The 22,931-nt window shown below is 70.3% G+C and carries 15 protein-coding genes, 1 tRNA gene and 2 pseudogenes; 8 read left to right on the forward strand and 10 right to left on the reverse strand.

Going from position 1 to position 22,931, the window contains the following annotated elements; translation table 11 throughout:
- Positions 1-94 precede the first annotated feature (94 nt).
- Positions 95-5,005 (forward strand): DNA repair ATPase, encoded by a 4,911-nt coding sequence (locus N5I75_RS28710; RefSeq protein ID WP_476682063.1) that lies wholly within the window; start codon positions 95-97, stop codon positions 5,003-5,005.
- A gap of 83 nt (positions 5,006-5,088) precedes the next feature.
- Positions 5,089-6,153, forward strand: a complete 1,065-nt coding sequence (locus N5I75_RS28715) for a PucR family transcriptional regulator (protein WP_476682065.1) — start codon at positions 5,089-5,091, stop codon at positions 6,151-6,153.
- A 174-nt stretch (positions 6,154-6,327) separates the two neighbouring features.
- Here the strand turns inward: N5I75_RS28715 and N5I75_RS28720 are convergent.
- Positions 6,328-7,059 (reverse strand): annotated as a pseudogene (locus N5I75_RS28720) (GntR family transcriptional regulator); the annotation flags it as partial.
- A gap of 163 nt (positions 7,060-7,222) precedes the next feature.
- On the opposite strand from N5I75_RS28720, the gene N5I75_RS28725 reads away from it, so the two are divergent.
- The 4 genes and pseudogenes from N5I75_RS28725 (at position 7,223) to N5I75_RS28740 (ending at position 10,329) form a co-directional block, all read left to right on the forward strand.
- Entirely contained in the window at positions 7,223-7,483 is a 261-nt protein-coding gene (locus N5I75_RS28725) for a hypothetical protein (protein WP_476682067.1), read from the forward strand.
- A gap of 270 nt (positions 7,484-7,753) precedes the next feature.
- The gene (locus N5I75_RS28730; RefSeq protein WP_476682069.1) at positions 7,754-8,404 is read left to right on the forward strand and encodes an ATP-binding protein; all 651 of its coding nucleotides are present in this window, start codon (positions 7,754-7,756) and stop codon (positions 8,402-8,404) included.
- An 81-nt stretch (positions 8,405-8,485) separates the two neighbouring features.
- Positions 8,486-8,816 (forward strand): annotated as a pseudogene (locus tag N5I75_RS28735) (LacI family transcriptional regulator); the annotation flags it as partial.
- A 286-nt stretch (positions 8,817-9,102) separates the two neighbouring features.
- Positions 9,103-10,329: a TerD family protein gene (locus N5I75_RS28740; RefSeq protein WP_476682071.1), complete on the forward strand. Its 1,227-nt coding sequence runs from the start codon at positions 9,103-9,105 to the stop codon at positions 10,327-10,329.
- Positions 10,330-10,670: 341 nt separating this feature from the next.
- Here N5I75_RS28740 and N5I75_RS28745 read toward each other — a convergent pair whose 3' ends face one another.
- The 5 genes from N5I75_RS28745 to N5I75_RS28765 form a co-directional block, all read right to left on the reverse strand.
- Positions 10,671-14,699, reverse strand: a complete 4,029-nt coding sequence (locus tag N5I75_RS28745; RefSeq protein WP_476682073.1) for an nSTAND1 domain-containing NTPase — start codon at positions 14,697-14,699, stop codon at positions 10,671-10,673.
- Positions 14,700-15,129: 430 nt separating this feature from the next.
- The gene (locus N5I75_RS28750) at positions 15,130-15,687 is read right to left on the reverse strand and encodes a hypothetical protein (protein WP_476682075.1); all 558 of its coding nucleotides are present in this window, start codon (positions 15,685-15,687) and stop codon (positions 15,130-15,132) included.
- A gap of 120 nt (positions 15,688-15,807) precedes the next feature.
- The gene (locus tag N5I75_RS28755) at positions 15,808-16,368 is read right to left on the reverse strand and encodes a hypothetical protein (protein ID WP_476682077.1); all 561 of its coding nucleotides are present in this window, start codon (positions 16,366-16,368) and stop codon (positions 15,808-15,810) included.
- Positions 16,369-16,380: 12 nt separating this feature from the next.
- Positions 16,381-17,094 (reverse strand): hypothetical protein, encoded by a 714-nt coding sequence (locus N5I75_RS28760; RefSeq protein WP_476682079.1) that lies wholly within the window; start codon positions 17,092-17,094, stop codon positions 16,381-16,383.
- A 226-nt stretch (positions 17,095-17,320) separates the two neighbouring features.
- Positions 17,321-17,770 (reverse strand): DoxX family membrane protein, encoded by a 450-nt coding sequence (locus N5I75_RS28765; RefSeq protein WP_476682361.1) that lies wholly within the window; start codon positions 17,768-17,770, stop codon positions 17,321-17,323.
- Between the two features lie 178 nt (positions 17,771-17,948).
- Here N5I75_RS28765 and N5I75_RS28770 point away from each other — a divergent pair, with 178 nt between their 5' ends.
- Entirely contained in the window at positions 17,949-19,175 is a 1,227-nt protein-coding gene (locus tag N5I75_RS28770) for an amidohydrolase family protein (RefSeq protein ID WP_476682081.1), read from the forward strand.
- Positions 19,176-19,274: 99 nt separating this feature from the next.
- The gene (locus tag N5I75_RS28775) at positions 19,275-20,195 is read left to right on the forward strand and encodes an FkbM family methyltransferase (RefSeq protein ID WP_476682083.1); all 921 of its coding nucleotides are present in this window, start codon (positions 19,275-19,277) and stop codon (positions 20,193-20,195) included.
- A gap of 131 nt (positions 20,196-20,326) precedes the next feature.
- Here the strand turns inward: N5I75_RS28775 and N5I75_RS28780 are convergent, their stop codons facing one another.
- The 4 genes from N5I75_RS28780 to N5I75_RS28795 all read right to left on the reverse strand — a co-directional run bounded on the left by N5I75_RS28780 (position 20,327) and on the right by N5I75_RS28795 (position 22,913).
- Complete coding sequence (locus N5I75_RS28780; protein ID WP_476682085.1) at positions 20,327-21,088, reverse strand: glycosyltransferase family 2 protein; 762 nt, start codon at positions 21,086-21,088, stop codon at positions 20,327-20,329.
- A gap of 3 nt (positions 21,089-21,091) precedes the next feature.
- Positions 21,092-21,880, reverse strand: coding sequence for a GntR family transcriptional regulator (locus N5I75_RS28785; RefSeq protein WP_476682087.1), 789 nt, complete (start codon positions 21,878-21,880; stop codon positions 21,092-21,094).
- 157 nt (positions 21,881-22,037) lie between these two features.
- Positions 22,038-22,111: transfer RNA gene (locus tag N5I75_RS28790), tRNA-Pro, on the reverse strand.
- A 52-nt stretch (positions 22,112-22,163) separates the two neighbouring features.
- On the reverse strand, positions 22,164-22,913 hold the full coding sequence (locus N5I75_RS28795) for a Pr6Pr family membrane protein (protein WP_476682089.1): 750 nt from the start codon (positions 22,911-22,913) through the stop codon (positions 22,164-22,166).
- Positions 22,914-22,931: the final 18 nt, after the last annotated feature.

The raw sequence follows: 22,931 nt of genomic DNA on the forward strand, positions 1-22,931 counted from the left end.
CGCGGCACCGCACAGACCGGCCGGGGACGCCGTACGGGGGTCGGCGGCCCCGGCCACCACATCTGACAGGGGACAGGAGAGGACGTTGGGGGACATGGAGACCGGTGCGGGTACGGGTACGGGTGCGGAGGCCGGCGCGGGTGCCGGGGCCGGTACCGGCCCCGCCCTGGACGCGGGAACGTACGACGTCCTCCGCGCCCGCCTCACCACCCAGGCCCGCCACCTGGCAACGCACGCCGCCGAGCTCAACGCACGCCGCACCGCCGCCTTCGGCTCCGTCGGCCTCACGCTCGCCGGTACGGGCAGGCTGCGCACCGACGAGCCGCGCCTGGCCCGTGACGTCGTGGCCGTCGGCGGCGCCCTGCTGCTCGGCCTGCGCGACGTCCTCGCCACCGGCACCCCCGCGGTCGGCGACATCTTCACCCTGCACACCCCGGACCGGGCCCTGGAGCGCCTGCCCGACAGCGCGGTGCCGGGCCTGCTCGACGACCCGGCGTTCGTCGCCGAGTTCACCGCGCTGTTCCGCTACTACCGGCAGAGCCGCCTGCTGCGACTCCGTGTCCTGGACGGCAAGCTCCTGGCCGTCTTCCAGACCGGCGACCGCGCCACTGACCTGCGCGTCCTGCGTTGGGAGCTGGCCCCGGACGGCAGCGCCGCCCGCTTTCTCGACGCGCGCGGCGACCGCGACGACGTGACCCCGCCCGCGCACGACCTGACCTGGCGGGAGGCGACCCGCGAGGACCACGTCCTGGGCCGCCACCCGCACGTCACCGTCGCCGACGGGCTCTACGTGTCGACGGTCGGCGGCGCCCTGACGGTGAAGCTGGAGAACGACACCGAGACCGCCGACGGCATCCACACGGAGCCCGTCGACGAGCCGCTGCAGTCCCTCGCCGACGCCGACATCGCGCACGCGCGCGTGGGCGCGCTCCTCATCGTCCGGGTCCGCCCGTACAAGGAGGACACCTGGCGCCACCTCGTCTTCAGCACCCTCACGCAGACAGTGGTCCGGCTCGACGGCATCGGCCAGGCGTGCCGGACGCTCCCCGACGAGCAGGGCGTCGTCTTCGCCGGCGGATACTGCCTGGTCACCGGCGCGCACAAGACCTTCGACGGCCTGGACACCACGCACCTCACCTACGAGCGCACCGTACGGTCGCCCAACGGCGAGGACGTGCTCTACGCCTTCCACGCGCGCGTGGAGGGCCGCACGGTCCTCCTGCCGTACAACCTGATCCGCAAAGAGATCACCGCTCCGCTCACCGGCCGCGGCCACGCCCTCTTCGACGACGGCACCCTCGTCCTGCTGCGCGACGAGCCGGCGACCGCCGGGAGCGGCGAGCCCGCGCGCGTGCACCCGGCACAGATCTGGTCGACCCCGTTCACGGCGGACACCTACGTGCCCGAAGCGGGCGCCGCCGCCGACGACGACCCGGACCTGACCCGCATCGGCAACGCCGACCTCGTCCGCGGCATCTCCGACTGCCTGGCCCTGACCCGGACGGCCGAGGAGGCGGCGGCGACCCCGACCACGACGGCGTACGAGGCGCTGGCCGCCGCGTGCGAACGGGCCGCTGACTCCTCCCCCTGGCTCGGCGAGGACGTGGGCGCCGGCCTGCGCCGCGAGATCGACGGGCTGCGGGCGACGGCCGAGCAGATCCTCGCCGAGTACGAGACCGTCCGCACCCTCACCCGCCAGGCCGCCGACGCGCTCGCGGAGGCGGAGGCGCGCGCCAACGCCCTGGTCCGCCGCATCCGCGGGGAGGCGCCCCGCACCGCGACCGAGTGGGTGGAGCGGCTGACCGGGCTGCACCGCGCGCAGGGCCACCTGCTCACCCTCAAGGACCTGCGCTACGCCGACACCGGGCGTATCGACGCCCTCGCCGAGGACCTCGCCGCGGACATCGCGGCGGCGGGCGCCCGTGCCGTGACGTTCCTGGCCCGCCCGGACTCGTTCGCCGCCCACCACGCCGACCTCGCACGGATCGAGGCGGAGGCGGAAGAGACCGGGACGGCCGCCGAGGCCGCCCCGCTCACCGCCCGCGTCACCGAACTCGCCGACCAGCTCGCCGCGGTGACCGACGTCCTGGGCGGCCTGGACATCGACGACGCGACGGTCCGTACGAACGTCCTGGAACGCATCGCGGAGGTCGTCGCGGGCGTCAACCGCGCCCGCGCCACCCTCGACGCCCGCCGCCGCGAACTCTCCGCGCACGAGGGCCGCGCCGAGTTCGCGGCCCAGTTCTCCCTGCTCGGCCAGGCGGTGACGGGCGCCCTCGCGGTGGCCACGACCCCGGACGCCTGCGACGACCAGCTCGCCCGCCTTCTCCTCCAAGTGGAGAACCTGGAGGGCCGGTTCGCCGAGTCGGACGAGTTCCTCGCTGACCTCGACACCAAGCGCATCGCGATCCACGAGGCGTTCGCCGCCCGCAAGCAGACCCTGGCCGACGCCCGCGCCCGCCACGCCGAACGCCTCGCCACGTCCGCGGACCGCATCCTCGACTCGGTGGCCCGCCGCCTGTCCGCGCTCGGCAGCCTCGACGCCATCAGTACGTACCTGGCGTCGGACCCGATGGTCGCGAAGGCCCGCCGCACCGTGGCCGACCTGCGCGAACTCGACGACCAGGTCCGCGCCGAGGAGCTGGAGAACCGCCTCGGCACCGTCCGCCAGGACGCCCTGCGCGCCCTGCGCGACCGCACCGACCTCTTCACCGACGGCGGCACCTCGATCCGCCTGGGCCGCCACACGTTCCCGGTCAACACCCAGCCGCACGAGCTGACGCTGGTCCCGTACGGCGCGGACGGGATGGCGTTCGCGCTGACGGGGACGGACTACCGGGCCCCGGTGGACGACCCGGACTTCGCCGCGTACGCGCCCTACTGGGGCCAGTCCCTCCCCTCCGAGAACGCGGACGTCTACCGCGCCGAACACCTGGCCGCCCGCCTCCTGGCGGAGCACGGCCCGGACCACCTGGCGGCGGCCGACGACCTCTCCGCCCTGGTGCGGTCGGCGGCGGAGGAGTCCTACGACGAGGGCTACGAACGCGGCGTCCACGACCACGACGCCACCCTCATCCTCACGGCCCTGCTGCGCCTGCACGCGGACGCCGGGGTACTGCGCCACACGCCGGGGGCGCGCGCCGCGGCCCAGCTCTTCTGGGCGCACGACACGACGGAGGAGGAGCGCGAGCAGTGGACGAGGCGTGCGCGGTCGCTCGCGCGCGCCCGGGACGCGTTCGGCCCCGCGCCGGCGATCGACGCCTGGTGCGAGGAGCTGGCGCGGCGGGTGGGAGCCGGGGCCGCGAGGTACCTCTTCGAGGAGCTGACGACGGGGCCGGAGGGGTTCGCGGTGTCGGCGGGGGTGCGGACGTTTCTGGACAAGTTCCGCCGGGCGGTGGGCGGTTCGGCGGGGTACGAGGCGGACCTGACGTCCGTCACAGCTCTGCCGGCGCGCAAGTCCCTCGTGGAGGCGTGGCTGTCCGCGTACGCGACGACGGCGGGCGACCCGGGTGACGCGGTGGATCTCGCGGAGGCGGTGGCGGTGGAGCTCTGCCCCGACGTGGCGCACTACGACTGCGAGGCCGAGCTGACGGCGACGGTGGACGGCTTGCTGGGCACGCACGCCAGATTGGACGGCCGCCGCCTGCCGCTCCGCCTGGACGACTTCCTCGCCCGCACCACCCACTTCCGTACGGACGTGATGCCGGGCTTCCGCGCCTACCAGCGCCTGCGCACCGACCTGGCGGCCGCCGAACGCGCGCGCCTGCGCGTGGACGACCACCGCCCGCACGTCCTGCCGTCGTTCGTCCGCAGCCGCCTGATCGACGAGGTCTACCTCCCGTTGATCGGCGACAGCCTGCACAAGCAGCTCGGCACGGCGGGCGGCCTGCTGATGCTGACGTCGCCGCCGGGCTACGGCAAGACGACGCTGATCGAGTACGTGGCGGACAAGCTCGGCATGCTCCTGGTGAAGATCAACGGTCCCGCGCTCGGCCACACGGTCACGTCCCTGGACCCGGCGGAGGCACCGAACGCGGCGGCGCGCAGGGAGGTCGAGAAGATCAACTTCGCCCTGGAGGCGGGCAACAACGTCCTTCTCCACCTGGACGACATCCAGCACACCTCCCCCGAGCTGCTGCAACAGTTCATCTCGCTCTGCGACGCGCAACGCCGCATGACCGGCGTGTGGAACGGCGAGCCCCGCACGTACGACCTGCGCGGCAAGCGCTTCGCCGTCTGCATGGCGGGCAACCCGTACACGGAGTCCGGCGCCCGCTTCCGCATCCCCGACATGCTCGCGAACCGGGCCGACGTGTGGAACCTGGGCTCGGTCCTGACCGGCAAGGAGGACGCGTTCGCGCTCAGCTTCGTGGAGAACGCGCTGACGGCCAACGAGCACCTGGCGCCGCTGGCGGGCCGCGACAGGGCCGACGTGGACACGTTCGTACGCCTGGCGACCGGCGACCCGACAGCCCGCCCGGACCACCTGGCGCACCCGTACGCGGCGACGGAGGTGGAGCGGATCACCGCGGTGCTGCGCCACCTTCTGCGGGCCCGCGAGACGGTCCTGGCGGTGAACGCCGCGTACATCGCGTCGGCGGCGCAGAGCGGCGACGCGCGCACGGAGCCGCCGTTCCAGCTCCAGGGCTCCTACCGCAACATGAACAAGATCGCGGCACGCATCGACCCGGCGATGAACGAGGCGGAACTCTCCGCGCTCATCGACGACCACTACAAGGGCGAGGCCCAGACCCTGGCGACGGGCGCGGAGTCGAACCTGCTGAAACTGACGGAGCTGCGCGGCACGCTGTCGCCTGCCCAATCGACGCGCTGGACGGAGCTGAAGCGCGCCTACGTCCGCGCCCGCACGCTGGGCGGGACGGACACGGACCCGGCGGTACGGGCGGTGGCGGCGCTCGGCCTCCTGGCGGACCGGATGGCGGCGATGGAGGCGACACTGAGGCGAGCGCTGCCCGCCCCGGAAACGGGCCGGCCGTGCCCGTGACCCCCCACACCGGCCCCTTCCCGATCCGTGCGCTAGAAATGCAAGAGGGGCGGCGGCGATATCGGAGACCGGGGGTGACGGCCATGACGGACGAGACCACGGCCGTCGACACCTACCTGACCGGTTTCGCGACCCTGGTGGCGGAGGCGTCGTCGACGGGCCGCCGCCTGACCCGCGACGAACTGGACTCCCGCCGCACGCTCGGCCAACGGGCGGCCGAACGGGGCGTGCGCCTGCGGCCGCTGATGACGGCACACCTGGCGGAGGCCCGCACGAACTGGCCGACGGCGGCGGGCGTGCACGCCGCGAACGTCATGGCAGCGGTGGAACAAGCCCTGGACGCCTTCGTCGAAGGCTACGAACGCGCCCAGCGCCAGGCGATGCGCCAAGAGGTGACGGCCCGCCGCGAGTTCATCGACGACCTCCTCTACGGCCGCAGCGACCTGGGCCAGCTCGCGCAACGCGCCGAACGCTTCGGCCTGCGCCTCTCCCACGCCCACGCGGTCGCGGTGGCCCAGGGGGACGCGGCGTACGACGAGGGCGACGAGGTCCCGAGGGCGGTCGAGAGCGCGATGATCTCCCGCTTCGGCGACAGAGACGTCCTGCTCACGACGAAGGACGGCCGCCTGGTCTGCATCGCCCCCGGCGACCAGCCCGACATCCTCCCCTTCTTCGCCAAGCACGCCCACGTCACGACGGACGGCGGCCAGGTCGCCATAGGCCGCTCCCAACCGGGCCCGAACGGCGTCGTCCAGTCCTACGAGGAGGCCCTGAGCACCCTGGACCTGGCCACCCGCCTGGACCTGACGGACCCGGTCCTCCGCGCCGCCGACCTCCTGGTCTTCCCCGTCCTGACCCGCGACCGCCAGGCACTGATCGACCTGGTGGTGAACGTCCTGGGCCCACTACGGGGCGCCCGGGGCGGCGCGACCCCCCTGCTCTCGACGCTCTCGGCGTACTTCGACGCGGGCTGCGTGGCGGCGGAGGCAGCCCGCCGCCTGTCCCTCAGCGTCCGCGCCCTCACCTACCGCCTGGAACGCATCCACACCCTGACGGGCACGGACCCGTCGGACCCGGGGGACAGATACACGCTGCAGACGGCGGTGATCGGCGCGAGACTGCTGGACTGGCCGGATCAGCCGCTCTAGATCGACTCAGAGCCCGCGGAGCGCCTGGTACAGGTCACTGTAGGCGCCCCAGCAGTCGACACTTCCGTCGTCGTACAGGCTGCCCATGTACCAGTCGTCGTCGTCCACGGGCTTCACGATGCACAGCCCGTGAAACCCGAGAAACGATCTCAGCCGGGACACCGAATCCGTAACGCTCACTTCCCAACGGGCGTCGGGCACGACGACGTCAGCGGTCTCAACGGCCCGCCCTTCGGTGTCGTAATAGGTGCGCTCGACGGTGAGCAGCAGGTCACCCGGACTGATCCCCAGAAGGTTCGCCTGCTCCTGCGTGGCGCGGCCGGGCCGAGGCACCTCGACGACACGCACGACATCGACCCCGATGGACCGCATCCGCGCGACGACCCCGGCCCCGGCGAGCGGCCCCATCTCGGGCAGCACGACGGGAGTCCCGTCGGTCACGGCCATGGGTTCCCAGGACTCGGAGAGCTGGACGGGCTGCCCGTCGGCAAGAAACTCGTAACGCGTGTACACACACGGCTCACCAGACTCAGTCCCGAGTCGCTCGGCGATACCGGGAGGCGCCGGCTGCCGGGCCTGACTGTGCGACTCCCACCCTCCGGTGACACCACGTTCGCGCATATCAGCGCGGAACGGCGACCCACCCCGGTCCTCCTTGCGCCGCGTCCGCACCATGCGCAGACGCTCACGCGGCCGCCGCACATACGTCCCCGACCCGGCACGCCCCTCCAACAGCCCCTCGGTGATGAGCCGGTCCATGGCGCGCTGCGTGACGTTGCGCCCGACCCCGTACTCCTCGGCGAGCCGCGCCCGCGACGGCAGCCGCGCACCGACCTCCCACTCACCCGCGTGGATACGAGCGCGCAGCGACTCGGCGACTTCGAGGTAGGGCGCCTCACGGGGCATGGGCGGCTCTCCGGGGTTCTCGACGGCGTCCAACTACTCAACAGCTCGCTGCCTCAGCGACATTGACAAGCTACTGCATCAGGTAGAAGCTACTGGAGTAGAAATACTCTCCGCGTTCACACGACTACGGAGCACGCCTGTGTGCCTGACGAGATCGAGAGCGGTGTCGCTGGCCGCACGGCTCACGGCGCTGACGGGGGACGAGGCGCACTTCAAAGAGGCGGCCGATCGGATCCGCATCACCTGCGCGCTGCCCCCACGCCTCACAGAACAAAGCCGCCGACTCCTGATGCTCGCTTTGGCCGAGGCGGACCGCTACGGCCACGACGTGACGGCGCGGGGAGCGCACATCTGGGCCGAGATCGCCGCTGGAAGCGATCGGGAGAGGTCCACATCCATGAAGCCGAAGACGAAGGGAAATTGAACCGATGGGCGTGCGACTACGGCGGCTGCTGCAGTGGCCGAGAAGCTTCCTGCACCCGACGGGCCGGCACCGGTTGGGTACCGACCCACCGTCGGCGCCGACGTCATACGAACCGCCACATCTGACGCCGCGCCTTGCTGCCACGGTCCGCGCTTGGCACACGCCCATCGACGGAACAAGTACGCGCCTCGTGCGCCCGCACCTCGTAGCTCACGAACTCCTCTCCGACACCACGCACGGCGACGTGAACGACGTGGCACGGGCGGCCTGATGGACTACAACTCGCTGCCGCTGTTCCGGCACGCCGACGCGATGGACGAAGTGCAACTCGCGCTGGCGAGCCGCCTCCTGGCACGCACTGGAAGACCAACGGCAGCGCGACCAGTAACAAGCGCGCACCGGCCGCCAACGACAACGGACTTGGCGAACGCGCTGAGGGACGTCCTACGCATCGCGAGATCACGCGACACCGAACCACTCTGCCTGGCAGAGAATGTCCGGTCCTGCACGATGATCCGCATCCCGGGCGAGGACTATTCAGCCGCACGAAGCGCCCGCCACCACGTACGCAACACAGCGCACGCATGGCAACTGAGCCCCGCTACCACTGACGACCTGGTGACGGTGGCCGGAGAACTGGTGGCGAACGCACTCGAGCACGGCGGAGGCGGCACGATCACACTGTCCTGCGCCCTGACCGCAGACACCGTCAACCTCACAGTGGCCAACGAGGCCGAGCCCGGTACCCAGCGCCCCTTGCCATCCGCAACGCCGCGCCTCCCCTCCCCGGACGCGGAGCATGGCCGTGGCCTGCTGATCGTGGAGGCTCTGGCAATGCGCTGGGGAAGCGTCCGAGCAGCAACGGGCCTGAGAGTGTGGGCCGAGATTGGCACAGATTGCGAGGAATCCGTTACTGGCTGAGGCGAGTCACCGGCAGACACGCATGACGCCAGCGGACCATGAGTGTGAATCAGGCGTGGCGTCACGCCCGCCATTGTGTAACTCGGCTACGTGCAAGCCAGCCGAGCGGGTACTTCCGCAGCGCGCTGGAGGCGCAACGACTTCGCCACGTGGCTGCTCCAGCCCGCAGCACGGGGTGGTATCCGACGAAGGCGCCGCAAGAGTCGCGTCCGGTACCGGTGAGCGCGAGGCCCTAGCCGGGAAGCCCGGTCCGTGGCAGGGGTGCGACCGGTCGCGCCGAAGCGTGCTGGCTGCCGATCGTCCGTGGCCCACGCCGCACGGACTCGGGCACGCTCACAAGAACGTGGTGGAGGACATGGGCACACCACCGAAGCTCATCAACGAGCGCCTCGGCCGCGAGGACGGCTCCGTTTAGTCCCGATACACGCACATCACGGCCGCCATGCGGCGATGAAAAGGGAAAGGTTGCCCACCAGGTACCGGGTAGCAGCCTCTTCTTGCGTTCTGACCCTACGCACCGCGGCATGGCCGGCCCGGTTGAGCTAGCTGCCCTGAAGCGACGGACGGACTGTTTGACGTCTGCGTACTCCCCAGCAGAGAAGGCCGCTGAGGGAGATCAGCCGCAGGAAATCCTTGTTTGTACTACATGCAACAGCCCGAGGTACCACCATGTACGGATCCCGGAGAGAGGCCATCTCATGACTACTACCCTCGCTAAAGGCGGCAATATCGTCCTGCCTGCCGTGACTTGCCGCGTCACTCTCAGCTCCCCTACGACCGGCATCGATGTGTCCGCTGTCCTGCTCGGACCGGACGGCAAAGTGCGGAGCGACGATGACTTGATCTTCTACAACCATGCTTCGCAGGACGGGGTAAAGCTGAGCGGGCAGACCATCGCTGCCGATCTTGCTGCAATCCCAGAGATGGTTGATCGCGTCGCCATCGTCGCCAGCATCGATCCCGAATTGCGGGTTACTCATTTTGACGCGAGCAACACTCCGCATGCCGTCATCGAATGCGGCAGCGCTCGGATCGCCTTTGAGCCGCCGCCGCTCATGCATCAAGAGACGGTGGCTCTTCTCGTCGAGCTGTACCGCCGTGCAGGAAGCTGGAAGGCGAGAGCGGTAGGCCAGGGATGGGACACGGGACTGGCGGGCTTGGCGTCGGACTTCGGCATCGTTGTTGATGACCCGGGTCCCTCTGCGGCGGCGCCTTCGACCGCCGCACCCGCACCGAGCCGACAGCCGTCAGCTGCTGCGTCTCCGTCGAGGCCGGTAACGGCACCAGTTCAGTCCCGTGTACCGCTGGGCAAGGTAGTCCTCACCAAGGCCGGCCAAGCGACCATCGACATGCTTAAGGAGGACCCGAACCTCGTAGTGACGGCCACGCTTGAGTGGAACGGCGGAAGCGCGGCACGAAGGCAGGCTGGCGCCGACTTGGATCTTTACGCCCTCTACGTCCCCCGAAGTCTGGTCACCGCACCTGGGCAGCGCCCGATCAAGACGGATGAGGTCGTTTACTACCGGGAGCTTGGATCGTCAGTCGCGTATCCGTACATTTCGCTGGACGGCGACTCCAAAGTGCCGGGTCGCGAAACGATCACCATCCGCCGCCCGGACCTTCAGGGCTACGTTCTTCTATGCGCTTACAGCGCGGTGGAGAACGGCACCGGTTCTTTCAAGTCCTACGGTGCTCGAGCAGTCGTCACGGATGGGCGCGGCTCAACCGTGACGGTGCCTCTGTTCAACAACCGCAATCTGTCCTACTGGGTCGCCATCGCCCTGATCGACTTCACTGTTCCGGGCGGTGCCGAGATCCGGCACGTGGAGAAGTACAGCGGGAACCATGTTGAGGCCCGCCCCACGCTGTACTCGAGTGGCAACTTCCGGATGAGCACCGGGAAAGACGAGTTCAAGACGAGGTAAGTCAGACTCAGGCTGGAAGAGTAGGGAGGCGAGCGCACGCCTCTGCCGCTGGAGCCCAGCTGGAGGCCAACGAAGGCGGAGACGTGTAACCGGATACGCCGGCCTCGCCCCGATTTCCGAAGCACATCCCGCAGGAGACGACTCGGTAGCGGGCAACCCAATGATGAAACCGCAGCGAGCCCACGAAAAACCCGACCGCTGACGACGGGGGATGCATCAGCGATCGGGCTGTGGTCAACGGTACAAGCGGTTCCGGGTGTTGCGGCAGGGGTGACCAGCTCGGATGGCTTGATGTGATCGGTATCACCCGTTCTGCGGGGCGGGACGGATGGTGCCGGGTGTCAGTCGTCGCAGGGCGGGTCGAACGAGAGGCGGGGCAGGTACTCGTCCCACTTCTCCCGCGTCAGAACGCCCCGCGTCGTCGTGCAGATGTGGTGGATCGCCGCCTCGGTGTCCAGGTTCCAGAGCCGGACGGTGTCCGTGCCGCTCGACACCCCGAGCATGTTGCTGTGAGGCCGGAAGGAGAGGAAGCTGCCCGTTTTGGCGTTCGGGCTCATCGATTGGCCGATGGGGGACGCTTCCGAGGGGCGCTCGACGTCCCAGAGCCGGACCGAGTTGTCGTTGCCGCCACTTGCGAGGCTGCGGCCGTCCGGGCTGAAGGTCAGGGAGACGACCGCGTCGGTGTGGCCGGTCAGGGGTGAGCCCAGGGGGGACGGCCCACGCGGCTTCGTCACGTCCCAGAGGCGGACCGTGCCGTCGTCGCTGCCGCTGGCCAGCGTGTTCCCGTCCGGGCTGTAGGCAATGGTGTTGATGGCCCCCAAGTGGCCTGTGAGGGGTGCGCCGAGGTGGGTGGCGCGGGCCGGGACCGAGACGTCCCAGAGCCGGACCGTGCCGTCCGCGCTGCCGCTGGCCAGGGTTCGCCCGTCGGTGCCGAACGCGAGGGCGTTGACGTAACCCTTGTGGCCGGTCAGCGCATGGCCGAGGCGGCGCGGGCGCGACGGGTCGCTCACATTCCAGAGCTGGACCGTGCGGTCGGTCCTGGCCGTGGCCAGGGTCCGTCCGTCCGGGCTGAACGCGAGCGCTCGGGGTCCCGCGAACCGTGTCGCCAGTTCCATCGGTGCGCCGTAGGGAACCGGACGCGCCGGGTCCGTGACGTTCCACAGTTGCACCGCGTGCGTGCCGGTCAGCACCGCGAGCGTGCGGCCGTCGGGGGAGAAGACCAGCGAGCGCGGGTCGCCCTCCCCGGGGTTGAACGGCCGGCCCATCGCCACGGGCCGGTCAGGGCGCTCCACGTTCCACAGCCGGACCTTGTTGTCGGCCGCCGCCGTGGCGAGCAGCTTCGCGTCGGGGCGGAAGGCTCCGATACGGCCGATCACGTCCGACGTCGGGACCGACCACAGGCGGACCTTGTTGTCACCGTTGCCCGTGGCGAGGGTCTTGCCGTCCGGGCTGAAACCGAGGGCGTACATCTCCCCGCTGCCGCCCGCGAGAGGCTCGCCCACCTGCGAGGGGCGGGACGGATCGCTGACGTTCCACAGACTGGCCTTACTGTCCGCGCTGCCGACCGCGAGCATGGTCCCGGCCGGGTTGAAGGCGACGGACCATATGGGGCCGGTGTGTCCGGTGACGGGTGCGCCGAGCGACCTCGCGTGGCGTGGGTCGACGACGCTCCAGAGGCGGACGGAGCGGTCCGCGCTGCCGCTGGCGAGGGTGCGGCCGTTGGGGGAGAAGGCCACCGAGTGCACCGTCTCGGTGTGGCCGGTCAGCACGGGGGAGAGTGGTCGTGCGTGACGGGGGTCGTCCGTGTTCCAGAGTCTGATCGTTCCGTCGTCGCCTCCTGCCGCCAGCGTGCGTCCGTCAGGGCTGAAGGCCACGGAGCGTACGGCCGCGGTGTGGCCGGTCAGCGTGGCGAGCGGCTCGGGCCTCCGCGGGTCGCCGACCGCCCACAGACGTACGGTGTGATCTTCGTTGGCGGAGGCGAGGGTGTGGCCGTCGGGGCTGAAGGCGAGGAGGTAGACGGCGCCGCCGTGGCCGGTCACGGGCGCGCCCAACGGCCGGGGGCGGGCGGGGTCCCGTACGTCCCACAGGCGGATCGTGCCGTCCTCGGAAGCGCTGGCCAAGGTGGTGCCGTCCGGGCTGAAGACCGCGGTGCTCACCCAGCTCGTGTGGCCGGTGAGGGGCTCGCCCACCGGCTTGGGCCGCGTCGGGTCCACGACGTTCCAGAGGCGGACCGTCCGGTCGTAGCTGGCGGTGGCCAGGAGCCTGCCGTCCGGGCTGAACGAGGTGAGGTAGACGGCGCCGGTGTGGCCGAGCAGCGGTGAGGCCAGCGGTGCGTTCACGATGGAGAGCAGCCGGTTCTTCGTGTCCTCGTCGTCCGGCCGCAGACGGTGGGCGACCAGGTCGAGCTGCGCGGACAAGGACGGATCGGAGTCCTGCGCCCGGTCGGCTTCCGCGATCACCTGCTGGAACACGGCGTCGTTGCGCTGCTCCCAGGCGATCACCGCCGCGGTGACGGCCAGCAGCGCCAGGGCGACCAGCGCCGACACCGCGCCACGCCTAAGGAGGACCGTGCGCTTGCGCAGCTTGGCCGAAGCCCGCAGGAAGTCGGTCGCGACCCGGGTGAGGTAGGTGTCGCTGGCGGACCGCGCCCAGCCGCGGGCATGGTCGAGCCGGGACCCCCGGTAGAGGAGCGCGGAGTCGCGTGCGGACTCCTCCCAGGCCCGGCCGTCCTCCTCCAGGCGCTGACGCAGCAGGTGATCGCTCTTGCCCTCGTCGATCCAGCCGCGCAGGCGCGGCCAGGCGTGGAGCAGCGCTTCGTGCGTGATCTCGACGGTCTCGGCGTCGAGGGTGACCAACCGGGCGCGCACCAGGGACTCGAGGGACTCCTCCGTCTTCGCGGGGTCCGTCGACTCCTCCGCCAACTGGCGCCGACTGCCCCGCCTCCTGGTGGCCTGCGTGTCCTCGCCCAGCTTCACCAGCCTGAGCAGGAGCAGCCGCGCGGCGGTGCGTGCCGCCGGGTCCAGCTCGGACCAGGCACGCTCGGCGGTCGCCGCCACAGCGCCCTGGATTCCGCCCGCCGCCCGGTAGCCGGCCAGGGTCAGCTTCCCCGACTTGCGCCGCTGCCAGGTGGCGAGCATGGCGTGGGAGAGGAGCGGCAGCACGCCGGCGTCGTGTGCTCCGCGCGGCCGGTCGGCGTTCACTTCCCGGACGATCAACTCCGCGAGCCCCGGTTCGAGCTCCAGGCCCACCGCTTTGGCCGGGCCTGTCACGGCGCGGCGCAGGTCGCCGGTGGTCAGCGGGCCGAGCACCATGTGCTGGTGTTGCAGCGCATGGGCAAGTTCGGGGTGATCGAGGCATTCCTCGTAGAAATCGGCGCGTATGCCGAGGACGACGAGGGCCGGAGCGCTCTCACCGTTGTCACCGGGGGAGCAGGCGGCGTGGAGCATCTGGATGAAGCCGCGCCTGATCCCCTCATCCGGGCAGAGGGCGAACACCTCCTCGAACTGGTCCACGATGATGACCGGCCGGGCCGAGGGGGCTGTCGTACTTCGTGCCCATGCGGAGACGGCCTCGCGCACCGCGTCAGCGAACCGGGCCGGGTCGTTCAGGTCCATGGGGGAGGCCGCGCCCGCCACGGCCACGGCGACGTGCGGCGCCAGCTCGGGGATCCGGTCGGCCAGCTCCGCCAGCGGGTCGGCCCCCGGTACGAGCTGAAGCACGTGGCGGCCCGGAGCGCCCTTGCCGCCGCCCGGTTCGCCGTTCTGCAGCGAGGGTGCCAGGCCGGCGTTCAGGAGCGAGGACTTTCCCGCGCCCGAGGCGCCCACGAGCATGACCAGGCCACCGTCCGAGGCCTCCGCCGCCCGCAGCAGGTCGATGAGGCGCTCGGTGCTCCGTTCCCGGCCGAAGAACCACTGGGCGTCCTGCTGGCGATACGACGCGAGGCCCCGGTACGGGCACACGTTCGGGGTGCTCGACGCTTCGGCCCCGGGGTGGTGGTGGTCGTCGTCGGCCGACGACGCGTCGCGGCGGTCGTCGCTGACCGGGTCGGCCACCGCGCCCTCCCACAGGCGCTGCCAGTGGGCCAGGTCGTACAAGCCGGCGGACACCGGTACGGGCCGTTCGCGCCGTGCCTCGGGGATCAGTACCTGCAGCACCGCCGCCAGGGCGGTGAACTGGGCGGGGACGTTCTTGGCGCGTCGCCAGTCGCTGATCCGCTGCGCGGAGACCCGTACGGGGCGCCCGCGTTCGTCGACCCGCTGAAGCCGGACCACGGCCTCGGAGACGCGCTTGAGCGGCGGGTTGCCGGCTTCTCCGTACAGGAGGGCGAGATGCTCCGCGAAGGCCTTACGGGTCCCTGACTCGGAACTCACGGCCTCCTCCTCTGAACCCTGCCGCACCTGTGCATCCGGACCGGAAAACTCACCTTATCGCCCTGACCAGCGGTTATGTAGTCCGGACGAGAAGCGCTCTCCTCACGCGGGCGACGCGGATGGCAGGATCGCAGAGCAGTAGCGAACCCATCACGCTGCGTCCGAACAGATCACCTTCCCAGTGTTCGGAGAGGCCATTCATGGCGTCGCACGTTCTGTTCTCGGTTCTGGTTCTCGCCGGGGCAGGCGGAAGTGTCGCCTCCGCTGAAGACCTCATGCAGCCATGCGCCGGACCGCTCTCGCACTGACGGCGGATCCGGAGGGTGCTCGTCCCGCGTCGCTGCGCCGATGGACCGCGGGCAGCACAGTCCGCGTCGTTCGGTTCCGGTCCGCACGAGGGGAGGGACCGGCACCGATACGACGCAGCCGCTCACAGGTGCAGCATGGACATCATTTCCGGGCTGCGTACGCCGGTCGCCATGCCAGGGACCTTCTCGCCGGGGACGATCCACCCCGCGTTCTCGGCTGCTGCGACAGCAGCCTTTTCCGCCTCGTCGGCCGCGGCGTTCAGCGCGGCGTCGGCGCCCAGGTGCTCGGCTCCGGCCGCTGCCGCGGCGGCTTGCGAGGCCCGGAGAGCGGCTTGAGCGGCCTGAACGGAGGAGGCGGCGTCGGCATCGACGCCCTGCCCCATCTGTGACGCCTGCGCGGCTGCCGCTGCCGCGTTCCTAGCGCACCGCGCATCCGCGGCCGGGTCGGGGCTGCTCTCCGCGAGGACGGCCAGGGCCTGGGCCGCCACACGGCCGGCGTGAGCGGCTTTCCAGACGGCGTTCGCATCGTCGGCGCCGTGCTTCTCGACGTAGTGGCTGAGGGCCGCGGCCCGGGCGGCGGCGCTCTCGGCGCGAGCGGCGTGGACGTTCTGGAGAGCCGCCTCTGCCTCGGGTGCCTCGTCCTCCTGGCCGTGCCCGTCCTCGTGGCTGTCCTCGTTCACCGGCATCTCCTGTCCGCGTGGGCGACAGACGTGCCGGGCAGGGTGCCACGTCGCCCCACAACAGGCCATAGGCGCGCTCGAAGCCCGGCGCAGGAAACACCGCCGACGCGCGCGGAGCGATCAGGCGTCAGCGGCGCTGCGAGACGGCGGAAGCCGCAGATCCCGCTCCGGGTGTCGCTGCCCGGTGACGCTGCCGCTCACGCCGAGGTCCTGGCGAGCGGAGTCGTGGAAGGCGTTGATGGCCCTGAACACCACTCGATTCCGATCACGCCAGTCGGCGAGCGTGCCTGTGATCTTGCCCATGGCCTGCCAGTCCACCTGTGCGGCCGCGTCATTGAGATGGTGGGCAGCCTCTACGACGTCGTCCTCGGCCAGGAGCATGATGCGCTCGAAGGCGCGACCGCGAAGACGCCCGGCCTCGGTCATCTCGGCGAGGATCTGGCGTTCGTCCTGGTCGCTCTCCCGGAGGCCTTCCTTGACCTCATAGAGCTGGACGGCAAGGAAGATGCAGGTGCGGACCGTGTCGATGTAGTTCTCGTACGCGCTCAGCTTCCGCTCGTCCCAGCGGACGGAGCGCTCGTGCTTCTTGCGGCCGCGCTCCATGAGGAAGTTCGTCAGATGGGTCGTCAGCGCTCCGAGGAGCACGGCCGCAACCGTGACGATCTGTTCGCCCGTTCCCACCGATCCCCCTGGTCAGCAGTGCTCCTGAAGATGACGGGTCGATCGTAGGCGCGACGGCATGTACGTGGGGGAGGAATGCTGGAACATGATCCGACGCTGGACGCCCCGTCCGCGCCGAACGGGCTGCTCGCCGCTGGGCCGCTCGCCGCTGGGCCGCTCGCCGCTGGGCCGCTCGCCGCAGGGCTGCTCGCCGCAGGGCTGCTCGCCGCAGGGCTGCTCGTCGAGCCGGCCGGATGACGAGACCACCACACCGTCGGGGCGCACACTGATCCGCACACTGGAGGACCGCACGGATCGACCGGTCGGCTCCAGATCGGCCTCGTCGAAATCCTCGGTCTCGTCCTGCCCGTCGACATGGACGGCGTAGAACCAGGTCCTGCGGGCGGGATCCACGTCGCCGTCGTAGTCGTGTCCGGCAGTCCTCACCTCCGCGCCGACCAGGCCGAGCCGACGGGCTTCGGCGCAGTCACGGACCCGCACGACGGAACCCCTCTCGAACCGAGGGGCGGCTGCCGCTTCCACCTCGACGGCCTGCGCGCCGTACACGGCAGGGTGCAGAAACACGCCGCCGTTGACCGGACGCTCCCATTCGCCGTCCCAGCCGAAGTCGTCCGACCAAGGGAAGCCGAGAGCGCGAAGGCAGTCGGGTGCGGACCCGTACGGCGTGATGTCGATCTCGAAGTGCAGCATCTCCGGGGTGCGGTGGAAGGGTCCGTGAGCATGCACGACCACCTCCCCGCGCGACGCGAGCGTCGTACGGAAGTGTTCGGAGAGCGCCGCCTCTTCCTGAGGCGTGGCTTCCACCCAAAGGGCCAGCCAGACCCTCCGGTAGGGCGCCGGCCCCAAGGGCACCCGCTCCCTGCCACGCACGTCATCAAGATCACCGGTCATGGGACCGGTGTACCTCATGGTGACCGGCACTCTCCTCCTGGGTCCGCAGGCGGGGAGACCTCTATTGGAACAGCCCGAGCGCGGCGTCCACCGACCAGGCCTGCCACCCCATCCCGAGCAGTGCGACGAGCGCGATCAGGCTCATCATCAGGTTCTGGCCCTGTTCGCTCACGTCATGGATCATCAGCACCAGGTAGATCAGGCTGAGCACGAGCCCGCACACCAGGGCGATCGGCGTGAGGAAGCCGACGATCAGCCCGAGCCCGAGCGCCAGCTCCGCGTACGCGACCACGTACGCCATCACGCGCGGTCGGGGTGTGACCACGACGGCGAAGCCCGACTGTACGAAGGACCAGCGGTGCTTGTCGGCGATGTCGGCGGCCCACTGGATGCCTCCGCCGTCGAACCAGGTCCTCTTGTCCTTGTGGCGCCAACTCTCCAGCCACCACAGACCGAGGCCGATGCGGAGCACGGCCAGCCACTCGGCACCGCTGAGCCACATCGTCCGCATCCGCGCCTCCATGAGCCCGCTCATCGCCTGACGGAGCGTCAGTTCAGCGGACCGCGGTCGTTCCCGCAAGGGGTGCGGCGGCAAGGAGCCCTTGTCGTCGATGGTGTCGGGTTCTACGCTCCATCTGATGGCCCGTCAGATATGGGCCGGGAAACTGGCAGGCAGCAGGGGGTAAAGCGTGACGAGCAGCGAAAGCGGCATCAAGGAGCTACCCCGGGTCATCAGCGTGGACGACCACGTGATCGAGCCCGCGCACCTCTTCGAGACATGGCTCCCGGGCAAGTACCGCGACCGGGGACCGAAGCCGTTCACGGCGGGCATCGGCGACCTCGCCTACGTCGGCGGGAAGTACAAGTTCACCACCGACCCCGAGGGGCAGATCACGGACTGGTGGGAGTACGAGGGCGAGATCTTCCCGTACAAGCGCATCATCGCGGCCGTCGGGTTCTCACGGGACGAGATGACGCTGGACGGCATCACGCGCGAGCAGATGCGGCGCGGCTGCTGGGACCCCGAGGCCCGCCTGGAGGACATGGACCTCAACCACGTCGAGGCGTCCCTCTGCTTCCCCACCTTCCCGCGCTTCTGCGGCCAGACGTTCGCCGAGGCCAAGGACAAGGAGGTCGGGCTCGCCTGCGTGCGGGCGTACAACGACTGGATGGTCGAGGAGTGGTGCGGCGACAGCGGCGGTCGGCTGATCCCGCTCTGCCTGATCCCCCTCTGGGACATCGACCTGGCCGTGGCGGAGATCCGTCGCAACGCCGCTCGCGGCGTGCGGGCGGTCACGTTCTCGGAGATCCCGACGTACCTCGGCCTCCCGTCGATCCACTCGGGCTACTGGGACCCGTTCTTCGCGGTCTGCGAGGAGACGGGGACCGTCGTCAACATGCACATCGGCTCGTCGTCGCAGATGCCGGCCGCGTCCCCGGACGCACCGCCCGCGGTCCAGGCCTCGCTGAGCTTCAACAACGCCATGGCCTCCATGATGGACTTCCTCTTCAGTGGCGTACTGGTGAAGTTCCCCCGGCTGAAGCTCGCGTACAGCGAGGGGCAGATGGGCTGGATCCCGTACGCGCTCGAACGCGCCGACGACGTGTGGGAGGAGCACCGCGCCTGGGGCGGCGTGAAGGACCTGATCCCCGAGCCCCCGTCGACGTACTACTACCGGCAGATCTTCTGCTGCTTCTTCCGTGACAAGCACGGCGTCGAAGCCATCGAGACCGTCGGTGTGGACAACGCGACCTTCGAGACCGACTACCCGCACGTCGACTCGACCTGGCCGCACACGAAGCAGGTCGCGGCCGACCACGTCGGGCACCTCCCCGAGGACGTGGCATACAAGCTCCTGCGAGGCAACGCCATTCGCATGCTGGACCTGCCCTTCGACCGAGCGCCGAGGCTCTGAGGGAGAGCCTGAGGTCCTGAGGGGGAGCCTGAGGGGAAAGGAGGCGTGCCGGGCCCGGGCGGAAGCTACCGTGACCGGGGCCCCACGGAAGGCGAACGCATGACGATCACCGTGTCCGACATCGCGACCACCCTCGGCCGGCGCTACGTCCGCCATGCGCCGGGCAGTATCGGCAAGGGCCGGCTGTCCGCCCGGTACCTCAACCCGCGGTTGCGGGACTTCCCGAGGCAGCGGGTGGTCGAGTCCCTTCAGGGTGACCGTTTCGCGCTGGACACGCGGGACTTGATCCAGCGCTACCTCTACCTCTTCGGTGCCTGGGAACCGCACATGACCCGGTGGCTGGAGACCCGCCTGCGGCCCGGTGACGTGTTCGTGGACGTCGGCGCCAACATCGGCGTCTTCTCCGTGCTCGGCTCCCGCCTCGTCGGCAGCGCGGGCCGCGTCGTCTCCATCGAGGCGTCGCCCGCCTTCCATCGCCGACTTCTGCAGCACGCCGCGCTGAACCACTGCGACAACATCCGCTCCGTCAACACAGCGGTCTCCGACGAGCGCAGGACGCTGACGTTCATCCTCGCCAGCTCACAGAACATGGGCGCCAACTCGATCGTCCCGTACGACGGGCCGGCCGAGTCCACCTTCGAGACGGAGGCGGTTCCGCTGGCGGAGGTGCTGACGCCCGACGAGGTGACCCGTGCCCGGGTCATCAAGATCGATGTGGAGGGCGCCGAGGGAAGCGTCGTCCGCGGCCTGGCACCGCTGCTCGGCGAGCTGCGCCCCGACGCCGAGATCGCCGTGGAGATCACCCCGGAGCGCATGGAGCAGCTCGGCGATTCCGCGGAGGAACTGCTGGACACGATGCGCAAGCACGACTTCCACGTCTACCGGCTGCCCACCGACTACTCGGCGGCCGGATACCCGCGCGCGGTCCGGTGCCCCCTGCCTCCCCGTCGCTGGCGGGAGCCCATCGTCGGCGAGACCGAGTTGGTCTTCTCGCGCATCGACGCCGAGGAACTCGTCTGACGAAGCACTCCTCTGACGAAGCACTCCTCTGACGAAGCACTCCTCTGACGAAGCACTCCTCTGACGAGGCACGGCCCGGGTGCGAGCCGGCGCGGCAGCAGGTCTCCGCGAGATGGTCTACGAGCTCCAGGTCAGCCCCGACCGTCCGGGTACCGCCACTCGAAGTGGTCCAGCGCCCGCGCCCTGGCCTCCACCACGGCCATCCGCGCATCCCGCTCGGCGTCGTCCACGTGTGCCGCCTGCCCGGTGACCTGCCCCTCCCACTTGCGGTAGAGAAGCCCGACCTCGGACGAGAACCAGCCGCGCGCAACGGAGTTGAGAGCCAGGAGGAGGCCCGTGTCCTCCGACGCCGGCAGGGCCATCCAGCCGCCGAGCGCGAGGAGCAGGTCCCGGCGGACGAAGAGGGTCGCGGGGTGGACCTGGGCGCGGTAGTCGTGCGACGCCCAGTACTCGACGACCTCCTGGCGCTCGATCGGCCCGTCCTCGGGGTCTCCGGGGAAGCCCACCGTCGATCCGTCCGGCAGGAAATCGAGAACGCGTGAGGTGGCCCAGCCGATGCTCGGGTCGGCCTCCAGCACCGCCAGATCCCGGGCGAGGGAACCCGGAGCGAGCTGGTCGTCGGCGTCCAGGATCTTGACGTACTCGCCGTCCGCGTGCGCGAGGGCGATGGTGCGCGCGACGCCGGGGCCACCGGGGCGGCCCTGACGGAAGGAGACCCGCTCGTCGTCCGGTACGTGGGGCGCGACCCGGTCGGTCTTGCCGTCTTCCTGGATCAGCCAGTGCCACTCCCAGCCCTCGGGCAACTCCTGTTGAAGGAGCGACTTGTAGGCGTCGGCCAGGAAGTGCGCCGACGGGGCGTGGACGGCCGTGACGATGATGATGCGCCGGCTCACGGCTCACCACCTTTCCAAGTGAGTCGTGAAGAGCAGTTCCGTGCGGTCTCCGGGGAGCGTGACCAGGGACATCTCGACGACGCGGCCCTCAGTGTCGTACTGCGTCTTGCGGAGCACGAGCACCGCGGTGCCGGGCGGCAGGCCGAGCTCCTCGGCTTCCTCGGACGTCGGCGGGCGGGCGGTGACGCGTTCCTCGACACGGTCGACCTCGATGCCCACGGTGTGGAGCTGGTTCTGCGTGCCGCCGGGCCACGGCTCCTTCGTCTCGTCGAGAAGGTCCGGATTGGCCGCGACGAGGCCGTGGACCAGGTACGACGTCACGAGGTTGAAGGGCGCGCGCTCGGCGCTGTACCTGGTCCGGTAGGTGCGTTCGAGGAGCGATGTCCCTGCGGCGACCCCCATCGCCGCGGCGGCCTCGTCGCTCGCCTCGATCTCGCGGTACGAGGCTTCGAAGACGAGGTCGTCGACCTCCAGCCCGGTGTCCCGCTCGGTGACCCCGGTCCTGAGCCGCTGCTGTTCGGTGGCGCGGGCGCGGTTCTTCTCCCACTGGTGCCGTGCGTTGTCGCGCAGGACGGGGGTGCGCGGCCGGCGTACGAAGGTGCCGACGCCGTGCCGCTTCTCGATGAGCCCCTCGGCCTGAAGGACACGCAGGGCCTGCTGGACGGTCGGGCCGCTTCGGCCGCTGCTCCTGATGAGGTCGGCCTCGGAGGGCAGGCGATCGCCGGGCCCGTACCGGCCCGCGCGAATCTGCTGGCGCAGGCCATCGGCGATCTTCTCGTACGCCTTCGCCATCTGTGCCCACCGTTCCGTCCGCTCGACGCGCCCCAGCCTACGACTCCTCAAGAGGACTTGAGGACAACATCTCCCAGGGAGTCGAGTGCCCGGACGCAGAACGGGTCAGGCCCGGTTCCCTCGGAAGGAAACCGGGCCTGACCTGGTGTTTCAGCTGTCGGGGTGGCGGGATTTGAACCCACGACCTCTTCGTCCCGAACGAAGCGCGCTGCCAAGCTGCGCTACACCCCGATGTCATTGCTCCGCTTCCCGGGCCTGTTCGGGCCGGTCGCGGCGACATCGATTACTTTAGCGGACTGGTGGCCTGAGACGAAATCCGGTTTTCGGGGCCCCGGATCTCGGGGCGGAACCGGTCGGCCGTGACGAGGAGCAGGGCCAGGGCGTAGAAGGCCAGAGCGAAGATCACGGCGTTGCCGAGGACACCCGCGTAGCCGTGCTGGTCGACGTCCAGGAACGGGTACGGGTAGCGCGCCGGTGTGCCCGGCGTCATGATCGCGCCGCGGATCAGGGCGAAGCCGAAGTAGGCCAGCGGGTAGATCATCCAGGTTGCCGCGTGACGGAGGCGCAGCGTGCCCGGGCGGGTCAGGAGCAGCCAGTCCAGGACCGCGCCGATCGGGGTCACCGTGTGCAGGAGCTGGTTCGAGAGCTGACGGGCGCCCGTCATCGCGTGGTCCGGGTCGTCCGTCATCGAGAAGCCGCTCGCGTCGTTCGCCAGGATCACGTGGTAGACGAGGCCCGTGATGCAGATGAAGAGCAGCGCGCCGCCCGTGAGGAGCGGAGGGAGGGGGCGGGCCGCCGTCCACGCCCGTACCGCCGATGCGGCCAGGACCACCGCCAGCAGGATGTTCGACTGGATCGTGAAGTAGCTCAGGACGCGCAGCGCGCTGTCGCTGATGGCCAGGTCGATGACGATGCCCGTCGCCGCCGCCAGGGCGATCAGGGCGCGGAAGAGGGCGGCCAGCGGGCGGCGGCGTCGTGGGACTACTGCTTCCGCCGGTACCGAGCGGGCGCTGGAGGCACGAGGGTCGATCATCCACCCACCGTAGGACGG

The organism is Streptomyces sp. R818 (genome assembly GCF_056172735.1).